Raw genomic sequence first — 388 nt, forward strand, 5'->3', positions numbered from 1 at the left:
GACTGTTAATGTGCCAGTCGTTGTACCTTCATTCCCCTCTGCATCTGTTGCAGTGACTGTAACTTCATAATCACCATCTGCTAATTCTGCAACAACATTGTCAGCAAGTGTCCATGTACCATCGCCATTATTCACAGCTTCATAATCAACACCATCAATGGTGACCACAATAGTTGCGGTTGGACTATCTACAGTACCTGTTAGTTCTGGCGTGCTGTCATTCGTCAAGCTCGTATCAAGTGTGACTTCAATATCTGAGTCGCTATCAGAGTCAGAATCGCTGTCTGAGTCACTGTCGCTATCAGAGTCAGAATCGCTGTCTGAGTCGCTGTCGCTATCAGAATCAGAATCGCTGTCTGAGTCGCTGTCGCTATCAGAGTCAGAATCG

At 45.9% G+C, this 388-nt stretch carries 1 protein-coding gene; it reads right to left on the reverse strand.

What is annotated here, in order from left to right:
* A partial coding sequence (locus EXE30_RS16000; RefSeq protein ID WP_228256134.1) for an Ig-like domain-containing protein occupies nucleotides 1-388 on the reverse strand: 388 nt, incomplete at both ends.

Origin of the sequence: Acinetobacter halotolerans (genome assembly GCF_004208515.1) — a bacterium.
In the GTDB taxonomy this organism is placed as follows: domain Bacteria; phylum Pseudomonadota; class Gammaproteobacteria; order Pseudomonadales; family Moraxellaceae; genus Acinetobacter; species Acinetobacter halotolerans.